General features: G+C 71.7%; 23 protein-coding genes. 11 read left to right on the top strand and 12 right to left on the bottom strand.

The features are described 5' to 3' along the window. Nucleotides 1-69: 69 nt before the first annotated feature. The 6 genes from OG259_RS12250 to OG259_RS12225 all read left to right on the top strand — a co-directional run bounded on the left by OG259_RS12250 (nt 70) and on the right by OG259_RS12225 (nt 7,639). Entirely contained in the window at nt 70-1,686 is a 1,617-nt protein-coding gene (locus tag OG259_RS12250; RefSeq protein WP_328942310.1) for an MFS transporter, read from the top strand. A gap of 77 nt (nt 1,687-1,763) precedes the next feature. Next, on the top strand, nt 1,764-2,870 hold the full coding sequence (gene rlmN / locus OG259_RS12245; protein WP_030322331.1) for a 23S rRNA (adenine(2503)-C(2))-methyltransferase RlmN: 1,107 nt from the start codon (nt 1,764-1,766) through the stop codon (nt 2,868-2,870). A gap of 237 nt (nt 2,871-3,107) precedes the next feature. Then, nucleotides 3,108-4,202, top strand: coding sequence for a thiamine ABC transporter substrate-binding protein (locus tag OG259_RS12240; RefSeq protein WP_328947066.1), 1,095 nt, complete (start codon nt 3,108-3,110; stop codon nt 4,200-4,202). Nucleotides 4,203-4,240: 38 nt separating this feature from the next. Then, nucleotides 4,241-5,854 carry an ABC transporter permease gene (locus OG259_RS12235; protein ID WP_328947065.1) on the top strand — a complete coding sequence of 538 codons (1,614 nt, stop codon included), beginning with the start codon at nt 4,241-4,243 and terminating at the stop codon, nt 5,852-5,854. After that, nucleotides 5,854-6,882 carry an ABC transporter ATP-binding protein gene (locus OG259_RS12230; RefSeq protein WP_328942309.1) on the top strand — a complete coding sequence of 343 codons (1,029 nt, stop codon included), beginning with the start codon at nt 5,854-5,856 and terminating at the stop codon, nt 6,880-6,882. Before OG259_RS12235 ends, OG259_RS12230 begins: the two co-directional genes overlap by 1 nt. 109 nt (nt 6,883-6,991) lie before the next feature. Further along, on the top strand, nt 6,992-7,639 hold the full coding sequence (locus OG259_RS12225) for a dihydrofolate reductase family protein (RefSeq protein WP_328942308.1): 648 nt from the start codon (nt 6,992-6,994) through the stop codon (nt 7,637-7,639). A 12-nt stretch (nt 7,640-7,651) separates the two neighbouring features. On the opposite strand, the gene OG259_RS12220 is transcribed toward OG259_RS12225, so the two are convergent. From OG259_RS12220 to OG259_RS12195, 6 genes are all read right to left on the bottom strand, one after another. Further along, entirely contained in the window at nt 7,652-8,638 is a 987-nt protein-coding gene (locus tag OG259_RS12220; RefSeq protein WP_328942307.1) for a hypothetical protein, read from the bottom strand. Nucleotides 8,639-8,730: 92 nt separating this feature from the next. Continuing rightward, complete coding sequence (locus OG259_RS12215) at nt 8,731-9,870, bottom strand: LOG family protein (RefSeq protein WP_328942306.1); 1,140 nt, start codon at nt 9,868-9,870, stop codon at nt 8,731-8,733. Nucleotides 9,871-9,935: 65 nt separating this feature from the next. Further along, complete coding sequence (locus tag OG259_RS12210) at nt 9,936-11,087, bottom strand: hypothetical protein (protein ID WP_328942305.1); 1,152 nt, start codon at nt 11,085-11,087, stop codon at nt 9,936-9,938. Then, the gene (locus OG259_RS12205) at nt 11,069-11,797 is read right to left on the bottom strand and encodes an ABC transporter ATP-binding protein (RefSeq protein WP_328942304.1); all 729 of its coding nucleotides are present in this window, start codon (nt 11,795-11,797) and stop codon (nt 11,069-11,071) included. Before OG259_RS12205 ends, OG259_RS12210 begins: the two co-directional genes overlap by 19 nt. 215 nt (nt 11,798-12,012) lie before the next feature. Beyond that, on the bottom strand, nt 12,013-13,392 hold the full coding sequence (locus OG259_RS12200) for an aspartate aminotransferase family protein (protein WP_328942303.1): 1,380 nt from the start codon (nt 13,390-13,392) through the stop codon (nt 12,013-12,015). Next, nucleotides 13,377-13,883 carry an Lrp/AsnC family transcriptional regulator gene (locus OG259_RS12195; RefSeq protein ID WP_266900918.1) on the bottom strand — a complete coding sequence of 169 codons (507 nt, stop codon included), beginning with the start codon at nt 13,881-13,883 and terminating at the stop codon, nt 13,377-13,379. Before OG259_RS12195 ends, OG259_RS12200 begins: the two co-directional genes overlap by 16 nt. A 189-nt stretch (nt 13,884-14,072) precedes the next feature. Here OG259_RS12195 and OG259_RS12190 point away from each other — a divergent pair, with 189 nt between their 5' ends. The 4 genes from OG259_RS12190 (at nt 14,073) to OG259_RS12175 (ending at nt 18,024) form a co-directional block, all read left to right on the top strand. Next, entirely contained in the window at nt 14,073-15,509 is a 1,437-nt protein-coding gene (locus tag OG259_RS12190) for a gamma-aminobutyraldehyde dehydrogenase (RefSeq protein ID WP_328942302.1), read from the top strand. 181 nt (nt 15,510-15,690) lie between these two features. Then, nucleotides 15,691-16,857, top strand: a complete 1,167-nt coding sequence (locus OG259_RS12185; protein ID WP_328942301.1) for a polyamine ABC transporter substrate-binding protein — start codon at nt 15,691-15,693, stop codon at nt 16,855-16,857. A gap of 12 nt (nt 16,858-16,869) precedes the next feature. After that, a complete protein-coding gene (locus OG259_RS12180) occupies nt 16,870-17,454 on the top strand; it encodes an HXXEE domain-containing protein (protein WP_328942300.1) in 585 nt (194 codons plus the stop codon). Between the two features lie 30 nt (nt 17,455-17,484). Beyond that, a complete protein-coding gene (locus OG259_RS12175; RefSeq protein ID WP_328942299.1) occupies nt 17,485-18,024 on the top strand; it encodes a hypothetical protein in 540 nt (179 codons plus the stop codon). On the opposite strand, the gene OG259_RS12170 is transcribed toward OG259_RS12175, so the two are convergent. The 6 genes from OG259_RS12170 to OG259_RS12145 all read right to left on the bottom strand — a co-directional run bounded on the left by OG259_RS12170 (nt 18,021) and on the right by OG259_RS12145 (nt 23,751). Next, nucleotides 18,021-19,190, bottom strand: coding sequence for a serine hydrolase domain-containing protein (locus OG259_RS12170; protein WP_328942298.1), 1,170 nt, complete (start codon nt 19,188-19,190; stop codon nt 18,021-18,023). The genes OG259_RS12175 and OG259_RS12170 overlap by 4 nt on opposite strands. A 96-nt stretch (nt 19,191-19,286) precedes the next feature. Beyond that, nucleotides 19,287-20,006: a response regulator transcription factor gene (locus tag OG259_RS12165; protein ID WP_328942297.1), complete on the bottom strand. Its 720-nt coding sequence runs from the start codon at nt 20,004-20,006 to the stop codon at nt 19,287-19,289. Continuing rightward, nucleotides 20,003-21,175, bottom strand: coding sequence for a sensor histidine kinase (locus tag OG259_RS12160; RefSeq protein WP_328942296.1), 1,173 nt, complete (start codon nt 21,173-21,175; stop codon nt 20,003-20,005). Before OG259_RS12160 ends, OG259_RS12165 begins: the two co-directional genes overlap by 4 nt. Beyond that, the gene (locus tag OG259_RS12155; RefSeq protein WP_328942295.1) at nt 21,175-21,960 is read right to left on the bottom strand and encodes an SAM-dependent methyltransferase; all 786 of its coding nucleotides are present in this window, start codon (nt 21,958-21,960) and stop codon (nt 21,175-21,177) included. The genes OG259_RS12160 and OG259_RS12155 overlap by 1 nt, the downstream gene beginning before the upstream one ends. Beyond that, the gene (locus OG259_RS12150) at nt 21,957-22,682 is read right to left on the bottom strand and encodes a glycerophosphodiester phosphodiesterase (RefSeq protein ID WP_328947064.1); all 726 of its coding nucleotides are present in this window, start codon (nt 22,680-22,682) and stop codon (nt 21,957-21,959) included. The genes OG259_RS12155 and OG259_RS12150 overlap by 4 nt, the downstream gene beginning before the upstream one ends. Nucleotides 22,683-22,719: 37 nt before the next feature. Beyond that, nucleotides 22,720-23,751: an adenosine deaminase gene (locus tag OG259_RS12145; RefSeq protein WP_328942294.1), complete on the bottom strand. Its 1,032-nt coding sequence runs from the start codon at nt 23,749-23,751 to the stop codon at nt 22,720-22,722. Between the two features lie 76 nt (nt 23,752-23,827). Between OG259_RS12145 and OG259_RS12140 the strand changes: the two genes are divergently transcribed. Continuing rightward, nucleotides 23,828-24,505: a DUF4190 domain-containing protein gene (locus tag OG259_RS12140; RefSeq protein ID WP_328942293.1), complete on the top strand. Its 678-nt coding sequence runs from the start codon at nt 23,828-23,830 to the stop codon at nt 24,503-24,505. Nucleotides 24,506-24,540: the final 35 nt, after the last annotated feature.

Here is a 24,540-nt window from a genome sequence, read left to right as displayed (position 1 = left end):
GTGGCGGGCCCTGACGCGTGTGAGCGTGGTCGCCGAGCCGAAAGGCGCATATATGGGCAGAATTCGGTCATGGCATCCAAGGCAGGCGCCGGCGGCGCACCCGCAGGGGCACGTGCCGTCCTGCTGACGCTCGCGGCGGGCCAGTTCCTGATGGCCCTCGACAGCTCCGTCATGAACGTCGCGATCGCGACCGTGGCCGACGACGTGGGCACCACGGTGACCGGGATCCAGGGCGCGATCACCGCCTACACGCTGGTGATGGCGATGTTCATGATCCCCGGGGGCAAGGTCGGGGTGCTGATCGGCCGCAGGCGCGCGTTCATGATCGGCTGCGTGATCTACGGCTGCGGCTCGCTGACCACGGCGCTCGCGCCGAACCTCCCCGTGCTGCTGTTCGGCTGGTCGTTCCTCGAAGGCATCGGGGCCGCGCTCATCCTGCCGTCGATCGTGGCGCTGGTGGCCGGCAACTTCCCCACCGAGGGCCGCGCCGCGGCGTACGGCATCGTGGCGGCGGCGGGCGCCGTGGCGATCGGGCTCGGGCCGCTCATCGGCGGTGTCGCCACGACCTACTTCTCCTGGCGCTGGGTCTTCGCCGGCGAGGTCCTGGTGGTGCTCGTCATCCTGGTGTTCGCCCGCCGCATCGCCGACACCGTCGACGAGCAACGCACGCGCATCGATCTCCTGGGCGCCTTCCTGTCCGCCGCCGGGCTCGGGGTCTTCGTCTACGGCGTGCTCCGCTCGGACGAATGGGGCTGGGTCCAGCCGAAGCCCGACGCGCCCGCATGGCTCGGGGTGTCGCTGACCGTATGGCTGATGATGGCGGGCCTGCTCCTGCTGTATCTGTTCCTCCACTGGGAGGCCCGGCTCGTCAAGCGCGGCAAGGAGCCGCTCATCCACCCGGCGATGCTGCAGAACAAGCAGCTCACCGGCGGTCTGACGATGTTCTTCTTCCAGTACCTCGTACAGATGGGCGTCTTCTTCGTCGTCCCGCTCTACCTGTCCGTGGCCCTGGGCCTGTCCGCGCTGCAGACCGGCGCGCGGATCCTGCCGCTCTCGCTGACGCTGCTGGCCGCCGCGGTCCTGATCCCGCGCCTCCTCCCCGACGTCTCGCCGCGGCGGGTGGTGCGGCTCGGGGTGGTGGCGCTGCTCGCCGGTGCGGTCGTCCTGATGGCCGCGCTGGACGCGGAGGCCGGAGCGGAGATCGTCACCGTCCCGCTGCTGCTGATCGGACTCGGGATGGGGGCGCTGGCGTCCCAGCTCGGATCGGTCACGGTGTCCGCGGTCCCGGACCGGGAGAGTGCGGAGGTCGGAGGGATCCAGAACGCCGTCACCAACCTCGGCTCCTCCATGGGCACGGCGCTCGCGGGTTCGCTGATGATCGCCGCGCTCACGTCGTCGTTCCTCGGCGCCGTGGAGCAGAACGAGGAGATCCCGGCCGAGGTCAAGAGCCAGGCCGTCGTCGAACTGCAGAGCGGTGTCCCGTTCCTCTCCGACGCCCAGCTGACGGCCGCCCTCGACGAGGCGGGAACCGACGAGGAGGTGGCCACGGCGGCCCTGGACGCGAACGAGGCCGCCCGGCTCGACGGCCTGAGGGCGGCCCTCGCGATCCTGGCCGGCGCGTCCGTCGTGGCACTCTTCTTCACCCACCACATCCCCCGGACACAGCCCCGGGCCCCCGCCCCCTGAGCCGGTGAACCGGGCCACGTGCGCGCGTGAGCCGGTGAACCGGGCCACGCGCGCGCGTCTGCGACACTGGTAGCACCATGCCCAAGCCCGGAGAACTCACTTTCGTCGCCCCCCGCGGAGCCAAGAAGCCGCCGCGGCACCTGGCCGACCTCACGCCCGCCGAGCGGAAGGAGGCCGTCGCCGCGATCGGCGAGAAGCCCTTCCGCGCCAAGCAGCTGTCCACCCACTACTTCGCGCGGTACGCGCACGATCCCGCCGAGTGGACGGACATTCCGGCCGCCTCGCGGGAGAAGCTGGCCGGGGAGCTGCTGCCCGATCTGATGTCCGTGGTGCGGCACATCTCGTGCGACGACGACACCACCCGTAAGACCCTGTGGCGGCTGCACGACGGCACGCTCGTCGAGTCGGTGCTCATGCGCTACCCGGACCGGGTGACGATGTGCATCTCCTCGCAGGCCGGCTGCGGGATGAACTGCCCGTTCTGCGCGACGGGGCAGGCCGGGCTCGACCGGAACCTGTCGACCGCCGAGATCGTGCACCAGATCGTGGACGGCATGCGCTCGCTGCGGGACGGGGAGGTGCCCGGGGGGCCGGCGCGGCTCTCCAACATCGTGTTCATGGGCATGGGGGAGCCGCTCGCTAACTACAAGCGGGTCGTCGGCTCGATCCGTCGGCTGACCGACCCCGAGCCTGACGGGCTGGGGCTGTCCCAGCGCGGGATCACCGTGTCCACCGTCGGGCTCGTGCCCGCGATGCTGCGGTTCGCCGACGAGGGCTTCAAGTGCCGTCTCGCGGTCTCGCTGCACGCCCCGGACGACGAGCTGCGGGACACCCTGGTGCCGGTCAACACGCGCTGGAAGGTGCGTGAGGTCCTCGACGCCGCTTGGGAGTACGCCGAGAAGTCCGGGCGCCGGATCTCCATCGAGTACGCGCTGATCCGGGACATCAACGACCAGGCGTGGCGCGGTGACCTGCTGGGCCGGCTGCTCAAGGGACGTCGGGTCCACGTCAACCTGATCCCGCTGAACCCGACGCCGGGTTCGAAGTGGACGGCGTCGCGTCCGGAGGACGAGAAGGCCTTCGTCGAGGCCATCGCGCGCCACGGCGTGCCGGTGACCGTGCGGGACACCCGAGGTCAGGAGATCGACGGTGCCTGTGGACAGCTGGCCGCCGCCGAGCGCTGACCTTGTAGTCTGAGCTCGAACACATCTCCATATTCCGACAGGGGAGCGCCACAGCGCTGAGAGTGCGGTCACCGTAGGACCGCAGACCCTCTGAACCTTGCCCAGGTCATTCTGGGTAGGAAGTTCGGTCGTTAACTCAAGCTGTTGCGCCCTGCCCGCGTCCGGTTCGCCGGTCGTGGGCAGGGCCGCGTCTCTTCCTGGTCATACCCAGGAGGAATCTCAGTGAGCACCAATCCGGTGAGCATCAAGAAGGCCGCTGCCGCCGCGCTCGTCGCGGCGCTGGGCGTCACCACCCTTGCCGCCTGCGGCACGGAGGACGTCCGGGACGCCGCGGGCAAGTCCGGCGCGCCCGTGCCGAAGACCGTGACCCTCGTGAGTCACGACTCGTTCAACGCCTCCAAGGAGGTGCTGGCCGAGTTCACCAAGCAGACCGGCTTCACCGTGAAGGTGCTGAAGAGCGGCGACGCCGGCGAGGCCGTCAACAAGGAGATCCTGACCAAGGGGTCCCCGCAGGGCGATGTCTTCTTCGGCGTCGACAACACGCTGCTGTCCCGCGCCCTCGACAACGGGATCTTCGTGCCGTACGCGGCGAAGGGCCTGGACCGGGTTCCGGCCGAGTACCAGCTCGACAAGGAGGAGCGGGTCACGCCGATCGACTCCGGTGACATCTGCGTCAACTACGACAAGAAGTACTTCGCCGACAAGAAGCTGGCGCCGCCGGTGACCTTCGACGACCTGGCGAAGCCCGCGTACAAGAACCTGCTCGTCGTCGAGAATCCCGAGCGGTCCTCCCCGGGTCTCGGCTTCCTGCTCGGTACGGCCGCGAAGTTCGGCGACGACGGCTGGCAGGGCTACTGGTCGAAGCTGAAGGCGAACGGTGTGAAGACCGTCGACAGCTGGGAGCTCGCCTACAACCAGGAGTTCTCCGGCTCGGCCGGCGGCAAGCAGGCCAAGGGCGACCGGCCGCTCGTCGTGTCGTACGCCTCCAGCCCGCCGGTCGAGGTGCTCTACGGCGAGCCGCAGCCGAAGGTGGCGCCCACCGGGGTGTCCACCGGCACCTGCTTCCGGCAGACGGAGTTCGCGGGTCTGCTGAACGGGGCGAAGAACCCCGAGGGCGGCAAGGCGCTGATCGACTTCCTGATCTCGAAGAGGTTCCAGGAGGACATGCCGCTCCAGATGTTCGTCAACCCGGTGGCGAAGGACGCGGCCCTGCCCGAGCTCTTCACCCGGCACGGTGTGGTCGTCGAGAAGCCGGAGACCATGGCGCCCGAGAAGATCGCCGAGAAGCGTGACCCGTGGATCCAGCAGTGGTCGTCGCTCGTTCTGAAGTAGTCCCCGACCGCAAGGGAAGCGCGGCGCGGCTCGGCCTGATGGTCGTGCCCGTCGTCTTCTTCGCGCTCTTCTTCGCCTGGCCCGTCGTCTCGATCGTCGAGCGCGGGCTGCGGGTCGACGGGGCGTGGCAGTTCGGCCGGTTCGGCGAGACGCTGAGCCGGCCGGAGATCCTCGACGTCCTGTGGTTCACCTGCTGGCAGGCACTCGCCTCCACCGGGCTGACCCTGCTGATCGCCCTGCCCGGGGCGTACGTCTTCGCGCGCTTCGACTTCCGCGGCAAGGGGCTGCTGCGGGCCGTCGTCACCGTGCCCTTCGTGATGCCGACCGTCATGGTCGGTACGGCGTTCCTCGCCCTGGTCGGGCGTGGCGGGCTGCTCGACGAGCTGTGGGGCCTGCGGCTCGACGGCACGGTCTGGGCGATCCTGATCGCCCATGTGTTCTTCAACTACGCGGTCGTCGTACGGACCGTCGGGGGCCTGTGGGCGCAGCTCGACCCGCGCCAGGAGGAGGCCGCCCGGGTCCTCGGCGCGTCCCGCTGGAGGGCGTGGCGGACCGTGACGCTTCCGGCGCTCGCCCCGTCCGTCGCGGCGGCCGCGCTGATGGTGTTCCTCTTCACCGCGAGTTCGTTCGCCGTCGTCCAGATCCTCGGCGGGTCCACGTACTCCACTCTGGAGACGGAGATCTACCGGCAGACCGTGGTCCGTTTCGATCTGACGACGGCGGCCGTCCTCACGATGGTGCAGTTCTTCGCGGTCGGCGCCGTTCTCGCCGTGCACGCCCGGATCGTGCGCCGGCGGGAGACCGCGCTGAAGCTGGTCGCGCCCGAGCAGACCGCGCGCAGGCCACGGGGCCTCGGCCAGTGGGCGCTGTTCGCGGGTGTCCTGCTGTCGGTCGCCCTGCTGATCGTGCTGCCGCTCGGGGTGCTCGTCGAGCGGTCGTTCGCCACGTCCCACGGTTACGGGCTCGACTACTACCGGGCGCTGCAGACCCCGGACCCCTCCGGCACCTTCCTCGTGCCGCTGCTCGACACGATCGGGAACTCGCTCCGGTACGCCGTCGTCGCCACCCTGATCGCCCTGGTCATCGGGGGACTCGCGGCGGCGGCGCTGACCCGGCGTGCCGGGCGGCTCGTGCGGGGTTTCGACGCGCTGCTCATGCTGCCGCTCGGGGTGTCGGCGGTGACCGTCGGCTTCGGGTTCCTCATCACGCTCGACGAGCCGCCGTTCGACCTGCGGGCCAGCTGGATCCTCGTCCCCCTCGCGCAGGCGCTGGTCGGTGTGCCCTTCGTCGTACGGACGATGCTGCCGGTGCTGCGGGCGGTGGACGAGCGGCTGCGGGAGGCGGCGGCCGTGCTCGGTGCCTCGCCGTGGCGGGCCTGGCGGGAGGTGGATCTGCCGCTGGTGCGGCGGGCGCTGCTGATCGCCGCCGGGTTCGCGTTCGCCGTGTCGCTCGGCGAGTTCGGTGCGACGGTCTTCATCGCCCGGCCCGACAGTCCGACGCTGACCGTGGCGGTGGCCCGGCTCCTCGGCCGGCCCGGGGAACTCAACTACGGCCAGGCGATGGCCCTCTCGACGATCCTCATGGTGGTGTGCGCGGTGTCCCTGCTGCTGCTCGAACGGCTCCGGACCGAACGCACCTCGGGGGAGTTCTGATGCTGAGACTCGACGGGGCGACCGTACGGTTCGGGGAGCGGGCCGTCCTCGACGCCGTGGACCTCGACGTCGCCGACCACGAGATCGTGTGTGTGCTCGGGCCCAGCGGCAGCGGCAAGTCCACGCTGCTGCGTGCCGTCGCCGGGCTCCAGGCCCTGGACGGCGGGCGGGTGCTGCTCGGGGGCGCCGACCAGCGCGGGGTGCCGGTGCACCGGCGGGGCGTCGGCCTGATGTTCCAGGACCATCAGCTGTTCCCGCAGCGGGACGTCGGCGGCAATGTCGCCTTCGGGCTGCGGATGCGCGGGGCCGGGAGGGCCGAGCAGGCCGGGCGGGTGAGGGAGCTGCTCGACCTCGTCGGTCTGCCCGGCGCCGAGCGGCGGTCCGTCGCCGCGCTCTCGGGCGGCGAACAGCAGCGGGTGGCGCTGGCCCGGGCCCTGGCGCCCCGGCCCCGGCTGCTCATGCTCGACGAACCACTCGGCCAGCTCGACCGGGGGCTGCGGGAGCGGCTCGTCGTGGAGCTGCGGCAGCTCTTCGGGAGGCTGGGGACGACGGTCCTCGCCGTGACCCACGACCAGGGCGAGGCGTTCGCGCTCGCCGACCGGGTCGTGGTCATGCGGGACGGCCGCATCGCCCAGTCGGGTGCCCCCGTCGACGTGTGGTCGCGGCCGGCCTCCGAGTTCGTGGCCCGGTTCCTGGGCTTCGACAACGTGGTGGCGGCGCTGGTGACCGGACCGGTCGCGGACACCGTGTGGGGGAAGGTCCCGGTGCCGGAGGGCTCGCCGCAGGGCGAGCGTCGGCTCCTCGTCCGGCCCGGCGGGGTACGGCTGGTACCCGTGGAGGAAGGGCCGGTGTGGACGGTCGAGTCCCGGACCTTCCGGGGCAGCCATGTGGCCGTACGGCTCCGCCCGGCGGACGGACCGCCGCTGGACGCGGAGCTTCCGCTGCGGGAGGTGCCGGGGGAGGACGCCGAGGTGGGGGTGGAGTTCCGGGCGGAGGACGTGGTGGTGCTCGGCGACGGGTCTCCGTAGCGACACGTCGTGGTGGGTGCGATGAGTTTTCCCCTTCGGGGGAGTCTCCTTGGTGTTGTTCCGGCGTCGTCGTCCCGGCGCCTTTCGGCGAACGCACAGGAGGAAAGCCATGGGCCAGCTGCTCAAAGTCCAGAACTTCATGGTCTCGTCCGACGGTTTCGGTACCGGTGAGGGCCAGAGCCTGGAGCATCCCTTCGGGCACGCGGATCCCGGGGAGATGTTCTCCTGGGCGGGTGCCACGGCGAGCTGGCCCAACCGCACCGACCCCGGGGGCAGCCGCGGCCTCGACGACTACCTCACGCGGGACTTCTCCCACAACATCGGTGCCGAGATCATGGGCCGCAACAAGTTCGGGCCCCAGCGCGGGCCCTGGGAGGACTACGCATGGCAGGGCTGGTGGGGCGACGAGCCGCCGTTCCACACGCCGGTCTTCGTGCTGACCCACCACCCGCGTCCCTCGTTCACGCTCTCCGACACGACGTTCCACTTCGTCGACGGCGATCCGGCGACCGTGCTGGCGCGGGCGAAGGAGGAGGCGGACGGCAAGGACGTCCGGCTCGGCGGCGGGGCCACCGTCATCCGTGAGTTCCTCGACGCCGACCTCGTCGACACCCTGCACGTCGCGGTCGCGCCGGTGAAGCTCGGCGCCGGGGTCCGGCTCTGGGAGTCGCCCGACGAGCTGCTCGACCGCTTCCACCGCGACGTCGTGCCCAGTCCGCGCGGTGGTGTGACGCACCACCTCTTCTGGCGGAAGTGACCCGGGGCGTCTCTAGCAGCGGTCGCAGGTCTTGAAGGCCGATCGCTGGTGGAGGAGCGTCGCGCGGCCCAGGGCGAGGCCGTAGCAGGAGAAGCCGCCGTAGGCGACGACGAACACCCAGGGGGCGTGGTCTGCGAGGCCCAGGCTGATCGCCCCCGTCCAGGCCAGTACGCCGGTGACGGCCAGGAAGGCCCCGAACGGGGCGAGCGCGCCCGCCCCGGCCCAGCCGAGCGCGAGCAGCGGCAGCCGGGGCAGCCGCCGCCCCCAGGGGCGGGTCAGGGCGAGCGCGAGGAGCATGCCGAGGACGGCGAGGACCGCGGTGACGTCGACCCCGTGGTCGTACAGCCACAGGCCCAGGTCGCTGGTGTACGTCGGGTCGGCGCCGGGGCGGCCGGTGCCGGTGAAACCGGGAGTGATGCCGAACGCCCAGGCCGTCTTCAGGGCGGCGTAGGGGAAGAGGGCGGCGACGGCGACCAGGCCGGCGCGGGTGCCGCTCTCGTGGGCCGCCGGGACGGGGGCGCGTCCGCCGCAGTGGAGGCAGGTGCCGCGCGCCCTGCGGCGGTGGGCGAGGGCCGCGTACCCCCACAGGACCGCACCGAGGACGGCGAGACTCTGGTTGGCCAGGGCCGCCCAGTCGATCGGCGGCTGGTTGCGGGACAGGAAGAACAGCAGGTGGACCGGGCTGAGAAGGGCTCCGAAGCCCGAGGTCAGACAGAGCGGGACGACCGCCCACGCCGCGGTGGACAGCCACCTCGTGCCGGGGCGGCGGAGCAGCGTGTACGCGAGGACGGCGGTGGTCCCGTACAGCGCCGCCGCGGCCGCCTCGGCGGCCGTCCCCGTCCCCTTGGCGAGGAGCGCGTAGCCGAACGCGGGCCCGGTGAGGGCGGCGAGGGCCGCGCCCGTGGCGTACAGCAGCGACCAGAGGAGGGCGGCGTGAGTCGCCCAGGAGGGTCGGTCGGCCCAGGTCGGCCGGTCGGCGGGGAGTGTCTTCGGCGTCATGGTCCGAGCCTCCCGGGGGAGGGGCCCGCCGGACGTCGGTCCGTGGTCGCGTCCCGCTCCGCCGCGCGGGGGAGGAGGGAGAACCGCCGGTGCTACTCCTTCGCCAGTCGTTCCAGCGCTTCCGGGGCGTCGTCGATCGAGTCGACGAGGGCGATGCGGTTCGCCATCGGGCGGCCCGCCGACAGGCTTTCCAGGAGGGGCCAGGCCGGGAGGCGTCGCGTCCAGTGGGCGCGGTCCACCAGGACCATCGGGGTCGGGGTGCCCCGGGAGGCGTAGTAGTTCGGGGTCGCGTTGTCGAAGATCTCCTGGACGGTGCCCGCCGCGCCCGGCAGGAAGACGACGCCCGCCGTGGAGCGGGAGAGGAGGCCGTCCTCCCTCGTGGCGTTGGCGAAGTACTTGCCGATGTGGCCCGCGAAGGCGTTCGGCGGTTCGTGGCCGTAGAACCAGGTGGGGATGCCGACCGAGTCGCCGCCGTGCGGCAGACGGGCCCGTACGGTGAAGGCCGCGCGGGCCCAGTCCGTCACCGACGGTTCGAACGACGGGACTTCGGCGAGCAGGGCGAGCGCCTCGGTGAGGGCTTCGTCGGGCAGCGGCGCCGTGTACGCGCCGAGGTTCGCGGCCTCCATCGCCCCCGGGCCGCCGCCGGTCGCCACGGTGAGACCGGCCCGCGCCAGCGATCTGCCGAGCCTGGCGGCTCCCGCGTACGCCTCGGTGCCCCGGCCCGTCGCGTGGCCGCCCATCACGCCGACGACCCGGGCGCCGTCGAGGTGTTCGTCGAGCGCGTCGGAGACGGCGTCGTCGTGGAGCGAGCGGAGCATCGAGGCGAAGATGTCGCCGTCGGCCCGTGTCCGGCCGAACCACTCGTACGTCAGCGCGTCCGGCGTCCCCTCGTACCCCGTGTCGGCGATCCCGTCGAACAGTTCCTCGGGGGAGTAGAGCGTCGCCCGGTACGGGTCGAAGGGCAGGTCGGGCACGGGCGGGAAGACGAGCGCCCCGTCGGCACGGACCTTGGCGGCGGCCTCCGGCTGCATGGCGCAGCCGAGGAAGACGGCGTCGGCGCTGACCGCGGTGAGCAGGGCGAAGGTCCGGTCGGTGAGGTCGACCGACTGCACGCGGTGCCCGGCGATTGAACCGGGCCGGGCGAGTGCCTCGTCGAACTCGTCGAGCGTGTGGATCTCGCGCCCGTGCCCGCGCGGTCCGGGCGGCCGGTGTGCCGGAGGAAGCGTCGCCATGGGCCCACGATAGGGGCGGCACCCGTGGTGCCGCCCCCTTGGAGCGTGCGCGGCCGCGCCGTCGCTCAGCCGGTCAGCGGCAGTGCCGCCAGCTCCGCGACCGCCCATGTCAGCGGGAGGAAGACCGCGAGGAGGATGCCCGCGCGGAGCAGGGCCGCCGAGCGGAGGACCGTGGGCGGGGCGCCGATGCGGAGGAGGGCCTCGGTGGTGTGGGCGCGGCCCTGCTTGGATTCCAGGGCCGCGGTGAGCAGGGTGGCCGTGGTGCAGGCCAGGATCAGGGCCGCGCCGAGGCCGGTGAGCGGGCCGAAGGCGCCGGGGCCGGTGCCCGCGTCGTGCAGGGCCGCCGCGGCGAGGGTTCCGGAGATCACCGCGCTGACCACGCCCAGGGGGCGGCCGATACGGCGGGACTCGTCCATCAGGACGCGGCCGGCGAGCAGCCGGGTGGCGCCGGGCCGGACCGCCTGGAGGAGGCGGCCGCAGCCGTGGACGATGCCCGGTCCGGCCATCGCGAGGCCGACGGCGGTGAGGACCCAGCCGACCAGGACGCCCGCCGGGTTGCCGTCGAAGCGGCCCGGCAGTGGGAGTCCGCCGGCGGCGCCGCTGCGGCCCGCGTACGTCTCGATGGCGAGGCCGACCGCGACCAGGGCGATGCCCCAGGGCAGCCCGGACGGCACCGGTCTCTCCGCGCCCTCCGGTGCGGTGGGCGCGGTGCGGGGGCGCAGCGCGAGGCCGGCGGCCGTGGCGGCGACGACCGGGAGGACCGCGAGCAGGGTGAGGGCGGCGGCGAGCGGGATGGGCTGGTCGGCGGCGAGGAGCTCGGCGGCGGCCCCGTCGAAGGGCAGGCCGGTGATGTCGCCGCGCAGATGCAGGTAGAACAGCAGTGCGACCATCGAGCCGAGCGTGCAGGCGACGGCCGTCGAGGCGGCGGCGATGGCGGTGAGGCGGGCGGGGCCGAGGCCGACGGCCGACAGCCCGGGGCGCGGGCGGGTGCTGGGGTCCGTGCGGGCCACCGCGACCGCGAACTGCACGGTCGCGGCGAGCGGCAGGAGGCACCAGAGCAGCCGCAGCGCGGACGCCGAGGACCGCTCCGGGTGCCCGACCGCGTACCCGAGGGTGCAGAGCAGGAGGAAGCCCACCCCCGCGGCCGCGGCGGCGACGAGGAGCCGGCGCGTCAGGACGAGGGGGTGGGCCCCGCGGGCTAGACGGAGAGCGAGCACGCGGCGACGCCCTCCGCCCCTGACGCCGGGGGTACGGTGCCGACCCGGCGTCCGTCGAGGAGCGCGACCGTGCGGTCGGCGAGCGCCGCGACCTCGGCGTCGTGGGTGGCGAGGAGCACGGTGATGCCGTGGGAGCGGGCGGCGGCGGTCAGGGTGCGCAGGACCTGGGCGCCGTCGGCCCGGTGCAGGGTGGCGGTGGGTTCGTCGGCGAACAGCACCGACGGGGTGGTGACGAGGGCGCGGGCGATGGCGATGCGCTGGCGCTGGGAGTGGGTGAGGGCGTGCGGCCGTTTGCGGGCGGCGGCGCCGATGTCCAGGCGCTCCAGCCATTCCACGGCAGTGGTCTTCGCGGCCCGGTGGGAGACCTTGCGGAGCAGCAGCGGCAGGGCCACGTTCTCCCAGCCGGTGAGCTCGGGGACGAGGCCGGGCTCGGGGTCGATCCAGCCGAAGCGGTCGCGCCGGAGCCGTTCGCGGTCGGCGGGGCCCAGGGTGTGCACGGGGCTGCTGTTGAACCAGACCTCGCCCTGTTGGGCGAGGAGCTGGCCGGACAGGCAGCGCATGAGGGTGGTCTTGCCGCTCCCGCGCGGGCCGACGAGGGCGAGGATCTCGCCCTCGCGGAGGCCGAGGGAGACGCCGCTGAGGGCGTCCGAACCGCCCAGGGCGCAGTGCAGGGAACGCGCCCAGAGCACGTCGTTGTCCGGTGGGGCCATCGCGTACACCTCGATGTCGGATCCGATCTGTGTCCCCCGTCCGGGGGAACGAAGGGAAGGGCCTGTCGGTCACTGGGCACCGTAAGGATTCAGATCCGGTTGTACGGACAGCACACGGCCCGGGCCGCCTCCATCCACTCGGATGGAGGCAGACCCGGGCCGGGGTCACGCCATGAGGGTGGCGTGATGTCGTGCGCCTCGCGGGGCGGGGACCGTTACAGCTTGGTCCAGGCCTCGGTGAGCACCGAGCGCAGGATGCCTTCGATCTCGTCGAAGGTGCCCTGGTCGGCGATCAGCGGCGGGGCGAGCTGGATGACCGGGTCGCCACGGTCGTCGGCACGGCAGTACAGGCCGTTCTCGAAGAGCGCCTTGGAGAGGAAGCCGTACAGGACGCGCTCGGTCTCCTCGTCCGTGAAGGACTCCTTGGTGACCTTGTCCTTGACGAGCTCGATGCCGTAGAAGAAGCCGTTGCCGCGGACGTCGCCGACGATCGGGAGGTCGTGCAGCTTCTTCAGGGTGTCGAAGAAGTTGCCCTCCTGGTCCAGCACGTGCTGGTTCAGGCCTTCCTTGTCGAAGATGTCGAGGTTGGCGAGCGCGACCGCCGACGACACCGGGTGGCCACCGAAGGTGTAGCCGTGGAGGAAGGTGTTGTCGCCCTTGTAGAACGGCTCCGCGATGCGGTCCGAGACGATGCAGGCACCGATCGGGGAGTAGCCCGAGGTCATGCCCTTGGCGCAGGTGATCATGTCGGGCACGTAGCCGAACTTGTCACAGGCGAACATCGTGCCGAGGCGGCCGAAGGCGCAGATCGTCTCGTCGGAGACGAGCAGCACGTCGTACTGGTCGCAGATCTCGCGGACGCGCTGGAAGTAGCCGGGCGGCGGCGGGAAGCAGCCACCGGCGTTCTGCACGGGCTCCAGGAAGACGGCGGCGACGGTGTCGGCGCCCTCGAAGAGGATCTCCTGCTCGATCTGGTCGGCGGCCCAGCGGCCGAAGGCCTCGGGGTCGTCACCGTGGATCGGGGCGCGGTAGATGTTGGTGTTCGGCACCTTGTGGGCGCCGGGGACCAGCGGCTCGAAGGGGGCCTTCAGGGCCGGCAGGCCGGTGATGGACAGGGCGCCCTGCGGGGTGCCGTGGTAGGCGACCGCACGCGAGATGACCTTGTACTTGGTGGGCTTGCCCTGCAGCTTGAAGTACTGCTTGGCGAGCTTCCAGGCGGTCTCGACGGCCTCTCCGCCACCGGTGGTGAAGAAGACCTTGTTCAGGTCGCCCGGGGCGTAGTCCGCGAGACGCTCGGCGAGCTCGACGGCCTTGGGGTGCGCGTACGACCACACCGGGAAGAACGCGAGCTCCTTGGCCTGCTTGTACGCGACCTCGGCCAGCTCCTCGCGGCCGTGTCCGGCGTTGACCACGAAGAGACCCGCGAGACCGTCGAGGTAGCGCTTGCCCTTGTCGTCGAAGATGTAGGTGCCCTCACCACGCACGATGGTGGGAACGGGCGAGTTCTCGTAGGACGACATGCGGGTGAAGTGCATCCACAGGTGGTCGTACGCGGTCTTGGAGAGGTCCTGGGTCACGATTATCGGGTTCCCCACATATAGGTCTGCTTCTTGAGCTTGAGGTAGACGAAGCTCTCGGTCGAGCGGACGCCCGGCAGAGTCCGGATGCGCTTGTTGATCACATCCAGCAGGTGGTCGTCGTCCTCGCAGACGACCTCCACCATCAGGTCGAACGAGCCCGCGGTCATCACCACGTACTCGCATTCGGCCATGCCTGTCAGGGCTTCCGCAACCGGATCAAGGTCACCCTCGACGTTGATGCCGACCATCGCCTGCCGCCGGAAACCCACGGTGAGCGGGTCGGTGACGGCGACGATCTGCATGACGCCCTGATCGAGCAGCTTCTGGACGCGCTGCCGCACGGCCGCTTCGGAGAGGCCTACGGCCTTGCCTATCGCCGCGTAGGGACGGCGACCGTCCTCTTGGAGCTGTTCGATGATCGCCAGGGAGACGGCGTCGATCGTCGGGGACGAACCGGTTCCGGTTCTGGAGTCTGTGCTTCGACTGGCCACGACTTCACTGTGCACCGAGAATGTCGGTCTTGCAACCCCGGAGCGATGTAATTCGTTGTCGAGGAGCTCGAAACGCACGGAATCCGAAGTTGCAGGGGGGTGGGCCTGTTGAAAGCGTCAGCCGAGCGACTAGGCTGAGGTGTCTCGCCCATCGGGACACCGCACAAGGACGTGCGACCCAGAACGTGACAGGAGGGGTGGCAAGTGACCACCGAGCTGCGCCGGCTGCGTAACTACATCAACGGGGAGTTCCGCGACGCGGCCGACGGCCGCACCATCGACGTGGTCAACCCGGCCACCGGCGAGGTGTACGCCACCTCCCCGCTCTCGGGGCAGGCCGACGTCGACGCCGCCATGGAGGCCGCCGAGGCCGCCTTCCCCGCCTGGCGTGACAGCACCCCGGCCGAGCGCCAGAAGGTGCTCCTCAAGATCGCCGACGCCTTCGAGGAGCGCGCCGAGGACCTCATCGCCGCCGAGGTGCTCAACACCGGCAAGCCGACCGCCCTCGTCGCGAGCGAGGAGGTACCGCCGATGGTGGACCAGATCCGCTTCTTCGCCGGTGCCGCCCGCATGCTCGAAGGCCGCTCGGCCGGCGAGTACATGGAGGGCATGACCTCCATCGTCCGCCGCGAGCCCGTGGGCGTCTGCGCCCAGGTCGCGCCGTGGAACTACCCGATGATGATGGCCGTGTGGAAGTTCGCCCCGGCGCTCGCCGCGGGCAACACCGTCGTCCTCAAGCCCTCGGACACGACCCCCGCGTCGACCGTCCTGATGGCCGAGATCATCGGGCAGATCGTCCCCAAGGGCGTCTTCAACGTCATCTGCGGCGACCGCGAGACCGGCAAGGCCATGGTCGAGCACCCGACCCCGGCGATGGCCTCCATCACCGGCTCGGTCCGCGCCGGCATGCAGGTCGCCGAGTCTGCGGCCAAGGACGTCAAGCGCGTCCACCTGGAGCTGGGCGGCAAGGCGCCGGTCGTCGTCTTCGAGGACACCGACATCGACAAGGCCGTCGGGGACATCTCCGTCGCGGGCTTCTTCAACGCCGGCCAGGACTGTACGGCCGCCACCCGCGTCCTCGTCCACGAGTCCATCCACGACGAGTTCGTCGCCGCGCTCGCCAAGGCGGCCGCCGAGACCAAGACCGGTCAGCCGGACGACGAGGACGTGCTGTACGGCCCGCTCAACAACGCCAACCAGCTGAAGCAGGTCACCGGCTTCATCGAGCGCCTCCCGGCCCACGCCAAGGTCGAGGCCGGCGGTCACCGCGTCGGCGACAAGGGCTACTTCTACGCCCCGACCGTCGTCTCCGGCCTCAAGCAGGACGACGAGATCGTCCAGAACGAGGTCTTCGGCCCGGTCATCACGGTCCAGTCCTTCACGGACGAGGCCCAGGCCCTCGCGTTCGCCAACGACGTCGAGTACGCCCTCGCCTCCTCCGTCTGGACCAAGGACCACGCGCGCGCGATGCGCATGTCCAAGGCCCTCGACTTCGGTTGCGTGTGGATCAACACCCACATCCCGCTCGTCGCCGAGATGCCCCACGGCGGCTACAAGAAGTCCGGCTACGGCAAGGACCTCTCCGCGTACGGCTTCGAGGACTACACGCGCATCAAGCACGTCATGACCTCCCTGAGCTGAACTCCCGCCTGAATCCCGGTCCGAACCTCGGCCTGGATTTCGGTCCGAACGGACCACGCGGCCCCGGCACCCCGGTCGACAGGGTGTCGGGGCCGCGCCGCGTCGCTCGACGGACCGTCCATTGCCGCAGGTGGTGGCGGGCCGCGATGCTGCACGGGTGAGAGCGACAGCCAGGAACAACATGTCCCGCCGGTCCCTGCTGCGCGGCATCGGGGGTGCCGGGGCCGCGAGTCTGCTCGCCGCCGGGTGCGGGGTCCCCGCCGCGTACGTCGACGAGAGCGAGCGGGCCGGCCGCGACCTCTCCGCACGCGACCGGACGGTCGACTTCGCCAACTGGCCGCTCTACATCGACACCGATGACGAGGACCCCAGGAAGCGCCCGACCCTCGACGCCTTCCGGAAGCGCACCGGGATATCCGTCCGGTACACCGAGGAGATCAACGACAACGACGAGTTCTTCGGCAAGATCAGCCCGTCCCTGACGAACCACCAGGAGACCGGTCGCGATCTGATCGTCGTCAGCGACTGGATGGCCGCCCGTTTCGTCCGCCTGGGCTGGGTCCAGGAGATGAACCGCGCCACCCAGCCGAACGTCGCCGAGAACCTCAACCCGCAGCTCCGCTCACCCGCCTTCGACCCGGGCCGGCTGCACAGCGTGCCCTGGCAGTCCGGGATCACCGGCATCGCGTACAACCGCAGGAAGCTCGGCCGGGAACTGCGCTCCACCAAGGAGCTGTGGGCCGACGACCTGCGCGGCAAGGTCACCCTGCTGTCCGGGCTCGACGAGTCCTTCGCGCTGCTCATGATGGGCCGGGGCGTCGACGTCACCCGCTGGACCGGCGACGACTTCCACGCCCTGTGCGAGCAGGTCGAAGGCCTCGTCAGGACCCGGCACATCCGCCGCTTCACCGGCAACGACTACATCAAGGACCTGTCGACCGGCGATGTGCTGGCCTGCCAGGCGTACTCGGGCGACGTCATCCAGCTCCAGGCCGACAACCCGGACATCGAGTTCGTCGTCCCCGAGGAGGGCGCCGAACTGTGGGCCGAGTCCCTGATGATCCCCAACCTCGCGCAGCACAAGACCAACGCCGAGAAGCTCGTCGACTACTACTACGAGCCCGAGGTCGCCGCCGAACTCGCCGCCTGGGTCAACTACGTCTGCCCGGTACCGGCCGCGCAGCAGGTCCTCGCGGACTCCGGCGACGAGGAACTCGTGGCCCTCGCCGAGGACCCGCTGATCTTCCCGGACGCGGACATGCGGGGGCGGCTCGCGATCGCCCGGGACATCACGGCCAAGGAGCGTCAGGAGTTCACCAAGAGGTGGAACGCCATCGTGGGGCTGTGAGTTGAGCCGGATGTGACCACATCGAACGTGAACCCGCTCGTCGGCTACGGGCTGTTCCTCGCCTGGGCCGTCCACGACGCCGAGGAGCTGGCCTTCGGGCCGCGATGGCTGCGGGAGAACCTGCCTCTGCTGCGCGAGCGCTTTCCCGGGGTGCCGGAGACGGTGTGGAAGGCCGCCGAGTCCGTCGACGAACGTGAATTCGCCCTCGCCGTCGGGGTGATGGCGACAATCGTCGGCGCCGCCGCCGCGGCCGGGGTCCGTTCCGGCGGCCGGTCCGCCTTCTACCAGGGGGCGTTGAACGGCTTCGGCCTGCACGGCCTCGTCCACCTCGCGCAGGCCGCCGCCGTGCGGGGGGTGACCCCCGGCTCCGTCACCTCGCCGCTCGTGGTCATCCCCTTCACCCTCTGGGCGCGTGGCCGGCTGCGCCGCGCGGGGGTGCTCCGCCCGGCCGGGCTCCGGGACGTGGTCACCGGCCTGGGGGTGGCGGCGGGCGCGACCGTCCTCGCGCACGCGGTGGGACGCCGGCTGGCGCCGCGCCCGGCGGGGCGTCGAGCGGTGCAGCCCGCGGTGGGACACCGACCGGCACCCCGTTTCTGAACGTGTTCAAGAGGGGCGTACGCTGGCCCCATGAGCGACACGAACGGGCCGAGAGCCCTTCTCAAGCGCATCCGCGTCTGGCTGATCGTCTTCGTCGTCTGTCTGGTCCTGAGCGGGGCCACCGCCTTCCCGCTCGTCACCGAACTCCGGCTGCTCGACTCCTCGCTCGACGGGTGGGCGGCGCCCGTGGCCGAGCTCTTCCCCGGGCTCGCCGAGTGGATCGACCGGGTGCGGGGCGGTGTCGAGGCCGCCGACGAGCAGGCCCCGTACCTGCTCTACGGCACCGACTGGCTCGCCTTCGCCCACCTCGTCATCGCGGTCGCCTTCTACGGCGCCTACCGCGACCCCGTCCGCAACATCTGGGTCGTCGAGTTCGGCATGATCGCCTGCGTCGGCATCATCCCGCTCGCCCTGATCTGCGGTCCGATCCGGGACATCCCCTTCTGGTGGTCGGTCATCGACATGTCCTTCGGCGTCATCGGGATCCTGCCGCTGCTCCACGTCCGCCGGATGATCAAGCGGCTCGAAGCCGCCACGGCACCGGAGCCCGTGGCGGCCGGCGCCCGCTAGTCCGGCAGGCCGTACGCCGCGACCATGAGGTTCAGGGCGGTCGGGTTCATGTCCTGGCCCTTCGCGTCGGTGGAGTTGACGCTGTAGACGAGGGTGCGCGCGCCGTCGCGGGTCGAGGCGATGGCCGTGTTGTACCCCCAGCGGCCGCCCGTCTTGCCCCAGACCTCGCGGCCGCCGAGCTTCTTCATCGAAAGACCCGCGGAGTACGCGGCCGGATCGCCGGACTTCAGGTCCGCGACCTTCGGCAGGGTGAACATCTCCTCCAGGAGCGGCCCGCGCACCACCCGGCCCGTGAACAGCGCCCGGGTGAACCGCTCCAGGTCGGCCGTGGTCGAGACCAGGTCACCGGCCGCCCAGCCGTCCGTCACCCCCCACACGGAGACGTCACGCAGACCGGTCGTCCCGTCGTCGAGACGCATGGTCTGGTAGCCGTGGTTGTACGGGCCGACGAGCCCGGCCGCCTCACCCGGAAGGTACGTGTCCCGCAGGCCCAGCGGGCGCAGGATCCGCCGCTCCACCTGACGCTCGTACGAGTCGCCCGTCACCCGCTCCACGATCAGACCGGCGATCGTGTAACCGATGTTGAGGTAGTGCTGCTTCGTGCCGGGCCGGAACTCGCGCGGCTTCGCCGTGGCCGAGCGGACCACGGCCTCCGGGCTGTGGACGTCGAAGCGGTGGGCGTACCACTCCTCCACCGTGTCGCCGACGGCCAGTTCGGGGGCCGGGATGCCGTGGGTGTGGTTCAGGAGCTGGCGCACGGTCACCGTGGCGTACCGGCCGGGGATCAGCTCCGGCAGGTACGAGCGGGCCGTGCGGTCCAGGTCGATCCGGCGCTCGGACGCCAGCTGGAGGACGGTCGCCGCCGTGAACACCTTCGTCACCGATCCGGCGCGGAAACGGGCGGCCGGGTCCGCCGGGGCACCGGTCGTCAGGTCATGGACACCTGAACTGCCCTGCCAGGAACCCTCGGTGCCGCCGACCCGGACGAGCGCGGCCGTGGCGTCGGCCCGGGGAAGCCCGGCGATCACCGCGCTCAGGTCCGGGCTCACCGGCCGTGCGGTCGACGCGGCCGCCGGGGCCGTCGCGAAGGCCGGGGTCAGGGCCGGGCCCGCCGCGACGCCCATGACCAGGGCGGCGGCGAGCAGCGCGTGGGTGGACTTCCTCATGGTCAACTCCGGTGGTGTGAGCCGTTGTTCTCGATGGCTCCATCCTGCTGACCTGCGGCGATCAGCGGATCGCCCGCACCGGCGGTCTTGCGCCGGTCAGTTCCTCGCCGACGCGGGGGAGGAGCCACGTCCCCCGTCTCCCCCGGGCGGGGGAGAGCCCGCCGCGACCAGCCCCGTCTCGTACGCGCAGATCACCGCCTGGATGCGGTCGCGCAGCCCCAGTTTGGCGAGCACATTGCCCACGTGGGTCTTCACCGTGTGGTCGCTGACCACCAGCTCCGCCGCGATCTCCGCGTTGGACAGACCGCGGGCGAGAAGGAGGAGCGTCTCCCGCTCCCGGCCCGTCAGCACCTCCAGGCGGGGGTCGGGTCCCTGGGCCGCCCTGCGGGGTCCGCCCGCCGTGTACTGCTCCACCAGACGGCGCGCCACGGACGGCGCGAGGAGCGACTCGCCCGCCGCCACCACCCGTACCGCGTGCACCAGGTCGTCCCGTCGTACGTCCTTGAGGAGGAAGCCGCTCGCGCCGGCGTGCAGCGCCTCGTACACGTACGCGTCGGTGTCGAAGGTCGTCAGGATCACCGTCCGGCAGGCCGACTCGGCGCTGATCGCCCGGCAGGCCTCGATGCCGTCGGTGCGGGGCATCCGGATGTCCAGCAGCGCCACGTCGGGCGCGTGCCGGCGCACCGCCTCGATCGCCTCCGCGCCGTCCCCGGCCTCCGCCACCACCTCGATGTCCGGCTGCGCGTCCAGGATCATCGCGAAACCGCTGCGGACCAGTTCCTGGTCGTCCGCGACCACCACCCGGATCGTCGTCATGTCCCCACCTCCGCCGTCGTGGGTACGGGGAGCAGGACCCGCACCTCGAATCCCCGGCCGCCCGGACCCGGTCCGGTCGTCGCCGTCCCACCGTGCGCGGCGGCCCGCTCCCGGATGCCGGTCAGCCCGTGGCCGCCGGAGCCGCGGGCGGCCGCCCCCGGTCCGGGCCCGCGGCCGTCGTCCGTCACCGTGATCCGCAGGACGCCGTCCGCGTGGACGAGCCGGACGTCGGCCGTGCGGGCGCCCGCGTGCTTGACGACGTTCGTCAGCGCCTCCTGGACGATCCGGTAGACGCCGGCGCCGGTCGCCGCGGGCAGCGCCCGTACCCCGCCCTCCGTCGTGTACTCCACCTCCAGGCCGCTGGCCTTCACCCGCTGCACCAGCCCGGGGAGTTCGGAGAGGTCCGGCTGCGGCTCGCGGGGCGCCGGACCCTCGGAACCCTCCCGCAGCAGCCCCAGCATCTGCCGCAGCTGTGTCATCGCCTCGCGGCCCGTCTCCGAGATCGCCTCGAACGCCGCCTCGGCGCGCTCGGGCGCCGCCCGGACCGCCACCGGGCCCGCCTCCGCCTGCACCACCATCAGGCTCACCGCGTGCGACAGGATGTCGTGCATCTCCCGTGCGATCCGGGCCCGTTCGCGTGCGGCGGCCCGCTCCGCCTCGATCAGGTGCGCCCGCTGCCGGGCGTCCTGGAGCCGGCCGAAGACGTAGGCGGCACCGAACACGAAGAGCGAGAAGGTCAGTTCACGGGCCGACTGGGTGTTGAGCCACACCGATGCCGGCACCGCGACCATCAGGAGTCCTGCCGTCGTGAGCCGCTTCCACGCCGGCGAGAGCAGCGCGATCGTGTAGACACTGACGAGCCCGGTGTACGGCAGCGGCTGGCCCGGTCCTTCGAGCGCCAGTGTGTAGAGCGCGCTCGTCGCCAGGATCGCGAGGAGTACGGCGATCGGCGCCCGCCGCCGCCAGACGAGCGGGACCACCGTGAGCGTCGTCAGCCCGTACGCGGGCCAGGTCGCCGGTTCGAGTTCCGGCCCGCGCGGCACCACGAACGGCATGGTCATCGCCGCCTGGACGAGCAGCGCGATCCCCAGGTCCACCGCCCACGGGTTCGCCGCGCCCCAGGTGCGCCCCCGCTCCCACCGGCCGCGCACGTCCCCCCGTACGTCCATTACGGCTTGCGGCCCACCGCGCCGAACTGCGCGACCGTGTAGGCCTCTTCGGAGGCGGCGCGCCAGCGCGCGCAGGAGACGATGCCCGGCTCCAGGAGGTCGAGGCCGTCGAAGAAGGAGGCGAACTCGGCGCGGCTGCGGGCGGTGATCGGCGGGGTGGCGTTCTCGTTCCAGAAGGCCATCGCGGCCTTGTTGCCCTCGCCGCCGAGCTCCGGCTCCAGGGTGGGGTGGGTGAGGACCAGGTGGCTGCCGGAGGGGACGGCGGCCATCAGGGTGCGGACGATCGACCGTGCCTCGTCGGTGTCCAGGACGAAGTTGAGGATGCCGAGCATCATCACGGCGACCGGCCGGGACAGGTCGAGCGTCGCTCCGGCTGCCGCCAGGATCTTCTCCGGGTCGTGGGCGTCGGCGTCCACGTACTCGGTGATCCCCTCCGGCGCGCTGGTCAGGAGCGCGCGGGCGTGGGTGAGGACGATCGGGTCGTTGTCGACGTAGACGATCCGGGCGTCGGGCGCGGTCCGCTGGGCGACCTCGTGGGTGTTGTCGGCGGTCGGCAGGCCCGTACCGATGTCGAGGAACTGGCGGACGCCCGCCTCGGCGGCGAGATGCGTCACGGTGCGGCCGAGGAACGCCCGGTCCGCGCGGGCCACTTCGCCGATGCTCGGGTAGAAGCCGGTGACCTGGTCGCCGACCGCGCGGTCGACCGGATAGTTGTCCTTGCCGCCCAGCCAGTAGTTCCACACCCGGGCGTTGTGGGCGATGTCGGTCCGGATCCGGTCGTTCATGCCTGGGCCTTTCGCAGGACGGTGGCGAGTGCGTCGACCCGGTTCGTGGTGATCGAGTCGACCCCGTTCTTGATCAGCTTACGCATGGTGCGCGAGGTGTCCGCGGTCCAGGCCGAGACGAGCAGCCCGTCCTTGTGCACGCGGTCGGTCAGCTCCCGACTCACCAGGCCGAAGCGGTAGTTGAGCCACCGGGGACGGACCGCTTCGAGCAGCACCGCGCGGGGCGGGGCGAGCGACGTCCAGGTCAGGGCGATCTCGGCGGCCGGGTCGGCGGCCCGCACCTGGAGCATGGCGACGCCCCCGGCGCAGTAGTACACCCGCTCCCCGGCGCCGCACTCGCGGACCGTACGGACGATGGTGCGGACCGAGTCCTCGTCGCCGCCGGGCAGGTCCAGCATCAGCCGCTTCTCGCCGGCGGTGAGCAGCGCCTCGCGCAGCGTCGGGACCCCGCCGTACGTCAGCTCGGTGAGCTGCTCGTACGAGAGCGCGGAGAGCGGCCGGTCGTGGCCCCACAGGCGCTTCAGGGTGTCGTCGTGGAGGAGGACGGGCACCCCGTCCTTCGTCAGCCGCACGTCGATCTCGACGGCGTCCGCACCCCGCTCGATCGCCGAGGCGATCGAGCGGAGCGTGTTCTCGCGGACGCGGTACGGGTCGCCGCGATGGGCCACGACGGTGACGGGGGCCTTGGCCTCGGCGGCTTTCACGACGGCGGTCGCCTCCATGGCGGTGTCGGAGTCCATGGCCCCATTCTCGCCGTCGTCAGCGCGCGAGCCAGTTGTCGGTGTACGTGTCGATCTCGGCGGCGATCCGGGTCTTCCCGGCCGGGTCGAGGAACGAGGCCTCCACCGCGTTCTTCGCGAGGGCGGCGACCCCGCGCTCGTCGAGGCCGAGGAGCCGGGCGGCGACCGCGTACTCGTTGTTGAGGTCGGTGCCGAACATCGGCGGGTCGTCGCTGTTGATCGTGACGAGGACGCCGGCGTCGACCATCTGCCGGATCGGGTGCTCGTCCAGGGTGGCGACGGCCCGGGTGGCGATGTTCGAGGTCGGGCAGACCTCCAGGGCGATCCGGTGCTCCGCCAGGTGGGCGAGGAGCGCCGGGTCCTGGACCGAGCTGGTGCCGTGGCCGATGCGCTCGGCGCCCAGGTCGTCGATCGCGTCCCAGATCGTCTGCGGGCCGGTCGTCTCGCCCGCGTGCGGGACGGAGTGCAGACCGGCCGCCCGCGCCCGGTCGAAGAACGGCTTGAACTGCGGACGCGGCACGCCGATCTCCGGGCCGCCGAGGCCGAAGGAGACGAGGCCCTCGGGGCGGATCCCGTCGGTGGTGGCGAGGCGCGCGGTCTCCTCGGCGGAGACCAGACCGGCCTCGCCCGGGATGTCGAAGCACCAGCGCAGGATCGTGCCGAACTCGGCCTCGGCCGCCTTGCGGGCGTCCTCTATGGCCGCCATGAAGGCGCGCTCGTCGATGCCCCGGCGGGTGGAGGAGTAAGGGGTGACGGTCAGCTCGGCGTACCGGATGTTCTGCCGGGCCATGTCACGGGCGACCTCGAAGGTCAGCAGCCGGACGTCCTCGGGGGTGCGGACCAGGTCGACGACCGACAGATAGACGTCGATGAAGTGCGCGAAGTCGGTGAACGTGAAGTAGTCGGTCAGCGCCTCCGGGTCCGTGGGGACCTTGGAGTCGGGGTGCCGGGCGGCGAGCTCGGCGACGATCCGGGGCGAGGCGGAGCCCACGTGGTGGACGTGCAGCTCGGCCTTGGGAAGGCCCGCGATGAAGGGATGGAGATCGGTCATCCCGTCATCGTAGGCCGGACGGTTCCCCCTCAGGGGGGAGGCCGTAGCATGGCGGGGACCATGATGGGGGAGGCCCATGTCTGACAACCAAGACCAGTCGCGGGGCGGATACGACCCGACGGACCCGTGGGCTCCGCCGAACCGTGACGGGGTGGAACTGAGCAAGCCGGTGACTCCGTCGCCCTCGCCGGTGCACGACCAGCAGACCGTCACGTCCGTTCCGCTCGCGTCGCCCGGCCCCGGCGAGGTGCCGCCGCCACCGGTGGCACCCGGCGGCCCGGCGGCCACGCCCGGCGCGTACGGCTACCCGGCGGCGAACACCTCCGGCGGGTACGGCTACCCGACGGCCCCGACCCCGGCGGCCTCCGGGTACGGCTACTCCGGATACCCGGCGGCCGGCGGCTACGGCGGCCAGCCCGGCTGGCAGCAGTCCCCGTCCAACGGCATGGGGACGGCCGCGATGGTGCTCGGCATCATCTCGGTGGCGGGCTTCTGCCTGTGGGGCCTGGGCACGATCCTGGGCATCCTGGCGCTGATCTTCGGCATCATCGGCCTGAAGAAGGCCGGCCGGGGCGAGGCGACCAACCGGGGCATGGCGGTCGCGGGCATCGTGCTCGGCGCGATCGGCCTCCTGATCAGCGCCGTCTTCCTGGGCTTCCTCATCTGGGCGGCCACGCAGGGATCCTCCACCTCCGGGGACCCGGACTACGAGGACCCGTTCGCTTCGAGCCTGGTGGTCGACGGCAGCCGCTGAGCGACGCACGCGACAGGGCCCCGCACCTCTTGAGG

This window comes from Streptomyces sp. NBC_00250 (assembly GCF_036192275.1).
Taxonomy (GTDB): domain Bacteria; phylum Actinomycetota; class Actinomycetes; order Streptomycetales; family Streptomycetaceae; genus Streptomyces.
This window is presented reverse-complemented; position numbering and strand designations above follow the sequence as displayed.